This window comes from Dyella sp. (genome assembly GCF_035486915.1).
Classification (GTDB): Bacteria; Pseudomonadota; Gammaproteobacteria; order Xanthomonadales; family Rhodanobacteraceae; genus Dyella_B.
This window is the reverse complement of sequence record NZ_DATHMR010000086.1, coordinates 20,180-27,532: the sequence shown is the minus strand read 5'-3', so window position 1 is coordinate 27,532 and position 7,353 is coordinate 20,180. Positions and strand designations below refer to the sequence as shown.

Annotated in this window: 2 protein-coding genes and 1 pseudogene; all 3 read left to right on the top strand. The window is 60.5% G+C overall.

The window, feature by feature from the left end; translation table 11 throughout:
• Window positions 1–812 (top strand): annotated as a pseudogene (locus VK725_RS06950) (TonB-dependent receptor); the annotation flags it as partial.
• 132 nt (window positions 813–944) lie between these two features.
• Window positions 945–4,961, top strand: coding sequence for an ATP-dependent RNA helicase HrpA (hrpA, locus tag VK725_RS06945; protein ID WP_325317330.1), 4,017 nt, complete (start codon window positions 945–947; stop codon window positions 4,959–4,961).
• A gap of 87 nt (window positions 4,962–5,048) precedes the next feature.
• Complete coding sequence (locus tag VK725_RS06940) at window positions 5,049–7,175, top strand: bifunctional (p)ppGpp synthetase/guanosine-3',5'-bis(diphosphate) 3'-pyrophosphohydrolase (RefSeq protein ID WP_325317329.1); 2,127 nt, start codon at window positions 5,049–5,051, stop codon at window positions 7,173–7,175.
• Window positions 7,176–7,353: the final 178 nt, after the last annotated feature.

The window sequence follows — 7,353 nt, the reverse complement described above, 5'->3', positions numbered from 1 at the left end:
ACCTCAGGCCGGAAACATCGAAGAGTTCGCAGATCGGCATCGTCTACAGCCCCAGCTATATCACCGGCTTGAACGCGACCGTCGATCACTTCCACTACATCGTGCGCAACGTGATTTCGGGTATCAGCCCGAACGAAGTGCTGAACAACTGCTATCAGCTCGGCATCGCGGCTGATTGCGCCCTGTTCCAGCGCACGGCAGCGGATGATTACCAGGTCAGTAGTCTGTTCTCCAGCGAAGAGAATCAGGGCTTCCTGGATGTCGCCGGTTATGACGTGGATCTGTCGTATGCCATACCGAAATTCTCCTTCGGTCAGTTCACTCTGGATTCGAAGTCGACGTATTACTCGCACAACAACACCGAGCAATATCCTGGTGTGCCAGTGACCTATAACAACGGGTTCAGTTCCTACTGGCGTGTGCGATCCAACTTCACTATCGGCTGGGACTACAAGAACTTCGACGTTCAATGGACATTGCGTTACTACTCGCCGCTTAAAGAGGGCTGCTATAACGAAGCGTATTCGGCCTTCCCCTGCACCTTGCCGAACTACTATCTGCCAGGCGCCGGCATAACACCCGTTACGCAGATCCCGTCGGTGACCTTCAACGACGTACAGGTGTCCTGGAAGACTCCATGGAACGGGACGATTTCGTTGGGTGCGAACAACGTGTTCAACCGCGTGGCGCCGTATTTCTATGGCGGGTTCGAAGTGGGCAGCAGCATCAACACCGATACGTTGTATGCGTACAACCCCTCGTACGACTACGGGCGGTTCGTCTATCTGCGCTACAGCCAGAAGTTCGATTGATTGAGACACTACGCCCTCTCCGCAAAGGGGAGGGCGTTTCTCGCGCCATGGCTTCAGCGGCGCCAGGCTCGGCTCGTCTGGAATGGACAATGCGGGTGGTGGCGATAGTCACCGGTTATCATGTGCACCTGCATGAGCGATACGAAACCCGACACACCCTCCGTCTCCCCGGACGCCCGTCTGCGCGCGTTGCGCAAATCGCTGGATGCGGCCTCCAGTCGCGATTTTGGCCGCTTGCTGGGCCGCTGGCGCGGCTTATCGCGCCGGCCGGACGAGAAAAAGCTGCAGGCGCTTGCCGCCGACATCGCCGCCTCGGTTGAGCGGAGGCAGCAGCGTGCGCAGAACAAACCGCCGATTCGTCTGGACGAGTCCCTGCCCATCGCCGCGCGCGCGGATGAGATCGTCAAACTGATCCGCGACCACCAGATCGTGGTGATCGCCGGCGAAACCGGTTCGGGGAAGACCACGCAGCTTCCCAAGTTGTGCCTTGCCGCTGGTCGCGGCGAAGCGGGTCTGATCGGTTGCACGCAGCCGCGTCGTCTGGCGGCGCGTTCGGTGGCCCGTCGTGTTGCGGAAGAATTGGGTACGCAACTGGGCGACAAGGTCGGTTTTCAGGTCCGCTTTACCGATCAGGTTTCCGAGCACAGCCTGATCAAATTCATGACCGACGGCATTCTGCTGGCGGAGACGCAGGGCGATCCGTGGTTATCGGCATACGACACCATCATCATCGACGAAGCGCACGAGCGCAGTCTCAACATCGATTTTCTGCTCGGTTATCTCAAGCGCTTGGCGGTAAAGCGGCCCGAGCTGAAGATCATCGTCACCTCCGCCACGATCGATACCGCGCGCTTCGCCGAGCATTTCGGCAACGCACCGGTGGTGTCCGTCGAGGGCCGTGCGTACCCGGTAGAGGTGCGTTGGCGCTCCACGGATGAAGTGGCTGCGCGTCGCAATCAGCGTGCATCTGACATGCAGCAAGGCAGTGCCGAGCACATCGCCGCCGTGCTTGATGAAATCACGCATGACGATCCGCGCGGCGACGTACTCATCTTCATGCCAGGTGAGCGCGAAATCCGCGACACGCATCTAATGCTGTCGCGACGTCAGTATCGCGAGACAGAAATCCTGCCGCTGTATGCGCGGTTGTCGGCGACCGATCAGGACCGCGTCTTCAAACCAGGACCGAAACGTCACATTGTGTTGGCTACGAATGTGGCGGAGACGTCGCTCACGGTGCCGCGGATTCGCTACGTGATCGACACCGGCACCGCCCGCGTGAAGCGTTACAGCCAGCGTAGCCAGCTCGAACGCCTGCACGTCGAGCCGATATCGCAAGCGGCAGCAGATCAGCGCAAAGGCCGGTGCGGCCGCGTGGGTCCAGGCATCTGCTATCGCCTGTACGACGAAGCCGATTACGCAGCTCGGCCGGCATACACCGATCCGGAACTGCTGCGCTCCTCGCTCGCGAACGTCATCCTGCGCATGCTCGCGTTGCAGCTGGGCGAAGTGGATGAATTTCCGTTTTTGGAATCGCCCGATTCGCGTGTCGTGGCGGATGGGTATCGCCGTCTGGCGGAAATCGGTGCGATCGATGAGAAGCGTCAGCTCACCGCCATCGGCCGCACGCTGGCACGTTTGCCGATCGATGTGCAGCTTGCGCGCATGCTGGTGGAAGCGAACAAGCTTGGAAGCTTGCGCGAATTGCTGACGGTGGTGGCCTTCTTGAGTATTCAGGACCCGCGCGAGCGTCCTGCCGATGCACGGCAACAGGCGGATGCGGCACACGCAGTGTTTGCCGATCCGAAATCCGACATCGTGGGTGTTCTCAACCTGTGGCGCGAATACGACAGTGCGCACGAGGAGCTGACGCAATCGAAATTGCGCGACTGGTGTTCACGCCACTTCCTGAGTTTTCTGCGCATGCGCGAATGGCGCGAGCTGCATCGGCAGTTGTTGCTCGTTACGCAGGAGCTTGGCTGGTCGCTTTCTGATTCGGCCTCACGCAAAGAATCGCAGGTCAAGGCCGACGCCAAGGTCAAGGTTTCAAGCAAGAAAAAGCCGGCGCCATCTTCCAGCAAGACCGCACCAGCGACGCCGGTGCCCTCACGCGACGACGAGGGCGAGCGCTTGTACGAAGCCGTGCATCGCAGCTTGCTCGCAGGCTTGCCCACACAGGTCGGAAACAAGGACGAGAAGGGCATTTATCGCGGTACGCGCGAACGCCGCTTCCAGGTATTTCCAGGTTCGGCTTTGTCCAAGACGCCACCCAATTGGCTATTCGCTGCACAGATTCTCGATATCGGCGGACGCGTGTGGGGCATGATGTGTGCCCGCATCGAACCGCTGTGGGTCGAACAACAAGCTGCCCATCTTCTGCGCGGCACGTGCCGCGATGCACATTGGTCGCGCAAGCGCGGCACCGTTGTGGCGTACGAACAAATCAGTCTGTTTGGACTGACGTTGGTCGAGCGTCGCCCGGTGACATTCCAGCAGCAGGACCCCGCGCTGGCGCATGACATCTTCCTGCGCGAAGCCCTGGCACGCTGCGATATCGACACGCGCGTGGATTTCATACGCGCCAACCAGCGCGTGCTGGAGGATGCGCAGGGTATCGAGGCGCGCCAGCGTCGCGAAGGTCTGATTCGCCACGAAGACGATCTGGTCGACTTCTTCCGCGGAAAACTGCCGCAGGACATCGCTAGCTCGCGTGCGCTGGATGCGTGGTATCGCAATGCGCGACCGGCCGAGCAAGCCGCCTTGCGATGGTCGATCGAGGACGTGATGGTCGGCGGTTCGGGTCTGGACCCCAAAGCCTTTCCTGCGGTGCTGGATGTTCCCCCGCAGCGTTATCGGCTGGAATATCGATTTGTTCCCGGCGATGACGCTGACGGTGTCACACTGCATCTGCCACTGGCGATGCTCAATGCATTGCCTACGGCGCGCTGCGAATGGCTGGTACCGGGCTTGTTGGGCGAGAAAGTCGCCGAATTGATTCGCGGGTTGCCCAAGGCGCTTCGGCGCAACTTTGTTCCTGCGCCAGACTTCGCGCGTGCTTTCGTCGAAGCGGAAACGCCGCGCGATGAGGCGTTGATCAAAGCGCTCGCCTCATTCCTGAAGCGCACGACAGGCGTGGAGGTGAGTGCGGATGACTTCGCTGCTATCCAGCTGCCGCCGCACTTCGCCATGCGTTATCGTTTGCACGATGAAAAAGGCCACACGCTCGCCAGCGGCCGAGACCTTGCTGCGTTACGAGGTCAATGGGAGGGGCAAGCGCGCGAAGCATTCTCGCGCAAGACCGATATCGAACTCACTCGCGAAGACGTCACCAGTTGGGATTTCGAAGAAATTCCCGAGCAAGTTCGATCCGACGGCGGATTGCTCGCATTCCCCGCCTTGGTCGATCTGGGCGAAGCCGTTGCGTTACGCGTTTTTGAACGCCGCGATGAAGCGCTGGCGGCGCATCTGAAAGGTGTGGAGCGTTTGCTGCGCAATGCCGTGGCCAGCGATGTGAAGCAGGCGCGTCGCCGCTTGCCGATTGCCAATGCGCTATCGCTGAAATACGCGCCGCTCGGCAGCATTGACGGTTTGCGCGAGGATCTGGTCGAAGGCGGGTTCACCGATCTGCTCGACATGCAGCATCTCAATGTGCGCAGCGCTGCTGCATTCGAAGCGCTTCGCACCCACAGTGCGCGGGAGTTGTTCGGTTCGGCAATCGAACGGTTGAAGCTGGCCGAGCCCATTATCGAGGCACAGGCGGAGCTGAAGCCGTGGCTGCAACCGCCACTGATAGGATTTGCCCGCGCCAGTTATGACGATCTGGAAGAACAGCTCGACGTTTTGCTTGCGCCGGGCTTTCTCCGGGAGCTGCCGACTGGACGGTTGGCACACTTTCCACGTTATCTGAAGGCCATGCGCCTGCGTGCCGAACGCCTTCGTCAGGATCCCTCGCGCGATCAGCAACGTATGCTGCAGGTACTGCCTTACTGGCGCGAATATCTCAATCACCGCGCCGCCGGCGATACGGGTCTGGACGAGTTGCGCTGGCTGATCGAAGAGTGGCGCGTGTCGCTGTTTGCCCAGGAGCTGAAAACACCGGAACCCGTATCGGCCAAGCGTCTCGCGAAAGCCTTGGAATCCATACGTTAGACCTATCCCCGTGCGGCGCGGCTGGCGTTATGCTGACCGCTCGCACGGCATGATCCGCATGCCGTGACGCATGGGAACAGCGTAACTATGGTGCATGCCACGACCACTGCTGCCGGACACCTTGCGGCGTGGCAGGCTCGTGCCGGCACGCTGCCCACGGTGCTGTCCGACGCGCTCGCGGTCTGCGCGCAGAATGGCGTCAATGAGCGCGAGTGCGGCGATGTGCTCGATCTGCTGGCGATGCTCGGGTGCGATGCGCAGACACAGGCTGCAGCATTGTGGTTCGAGATTGCACGACATCATCCGTTGGTGTGGGAGCAACAGGCGTCTTCGCTGAAAGAAGACGTGCAGCGTCTCGTTGCGGGCCAGATGGCGGCGGAGCGCGTGTGGGCATTGCATGCGCAGCGGCCGCCGGAAGGTGGCTCCGAAGGCTTGCGTCGATTGTTGTTGGCGATCATTCGCGATCTACGTGTGGTCTTCATTCTGCTGGCGCGTCAGCTAGCGCGGATGCGTGCCGCGAGCATCCTGCCGGAGACGGAGCGGCAGGAGCTGGCCAGACTCACTCGCGACATCCATTCGCCGCTCGCCAACCGACTCGGTATCTGGCAGCTGAAATGGGAGCTCGAAGACCTCGCCTTCCGCTACCTGCAGCCGGACATCTACAAGCGCATCGCCAAGTTGCTCGACGAACGCCGCGGCGATCGCGAAGTGTTTATCCGCGAGACGCTCACGGAGCTGGGAGACGCACTCAAAGCCGCGGATATCCGCGCCGATTTGGCGGGACGTCCCAAGCACATCTTCTCCATCTGGAAAAAGATGCAGCGCAAGGCGGTGGAGTTTTCCGATCTTTACGATATTCGCGCGGTGCGCGTGCTGGTCGACAATGTTGCCGACTGCTACGGCGCACTGGGTGTCGTGCATGCGTTGTGGCCGCATCTGCCGGGCGAATTCGACGATTACGTTGCACGACCCAAGAGCAACGGTTATCGCTCATTGCACACGGCGGTGATCGGTCCGCATAGCAAGACATTGGAGGTGCAGATTCGCACGCACGAGATGCATCGCGCCAATGAACTTGGTGTGGCTGCGCACTGGCGTTACAAGGAAGGTGGTGGTGGCGACGCCGATTTTGAGGCGAAAATCGCGTGGATGCGCAAGCTGCTGGAGCCGCGCAACGACGATGGCGAACTCGCCGCGGAGTTGCAGACGGAACTGCTGGAAGATCGCGTTTACGTGCTCACGCCCAAGGGCGAGGTATTCGATCTTCCGCATGGCGCGACAGTGCTCGATTTTGCGTATCACGTGCACACCGAAGTGGGACATCGCTGTCGCGGTGCGAAGGTCAACGGCCGCATCGTGCCGTTGACGCATCAGCCGCACAGTGGCGATCGGGTGGAAATTCTCACCGCGAAGATTGCCGAACCCAGTCGCGATTGGCTTTCGGTGCATCACGGTTATCTCAACACCAGCCGCGCACGCGACAAGGTGCGTGCATGGTTCCGCCGCAGTGCGCACGAGGCCAATCTCGCTGCGGGTCGCGCGTTATTTGAGCGTGAACTCAAACGATTGGCGATGCCGGATGCCGATCTGATCAAGCTGCCGGCTTTGTTCGGTCTGCAAACCCACGATGAGTTGCTGATTGCGCTTGCGCTGGGCGAGATCAGTCCGGGACAAGTGTCGCGTGTCATGCAGGAAGCGACGGAGCCACCAGAGCCTGAGACTGCGCCAATCACTGCGCGACCGACGGTGCTCGATCACAGTGCGATCAGCATTGAAGGTGTCGGCAATTTACTGACGGTGTTGGCGCGGTGCTGTCAGCCGCTACCGGGTGATCCGGTGCGCGGGTTTATCACGCGCACGCGTGGCGTATCGGTGCATCGCGCCAATTGCGCGAGTCTTGCGCGGTTGGCGCGGCGCGATCCGGATCGGGTGATTGAAGTGAGTTGGGGGCAGGCGGCTGCGCAGGCTTATGAGGTGAATATTCAGCTCAATGGGTATGACCGCAAAGGGTTGCAGAAGGATGTGGTGGGGGTGATCAGCAACGCGAATATCGGGATTATCGCTTCGTCGAGCCGGTTGTTTGCGCGGACTGGAGAGGTGGAGATGCGGTATACGCTTCGGGTTAGGGATTTTGAGCAGCTGTCGGCGTTGTTGGATCGGTTGGCGGCGTTGCCGAATGTGGTGGAGGCGCGGAGGATCGGCGCAGGAAATTAGGTTCGCGTGGCGGCTCCCAATTCTCGACTACGTTTATCCTGTCATTCCAGCGAAGGCTGGAGGCGATTCACACCAGCGAAGCTGGTCATCCAGTGACTGTATCGCTTCGTTGATGCGATATCGCCAGATTGCTCGCCTGCGCGGCGGCCGTTTCGTGCCTCTGCCGAGGCCCGAGTCA

Coding starts and splice junctions, on each gene's coding strand:
- hrpA (WP_325317330.1), top strand. CDS start 945: ATGAGCGATACGAAACCCGACACACCCTCCGTCTCCCCGGACGCCCGT.
- VK725_RS06940 (WP_325317329.1), top strand. CDS start 5,049: ATGGTGCATGCCACGACCACTGCTGCCGGACACCTTGCGGCGTGGCAG.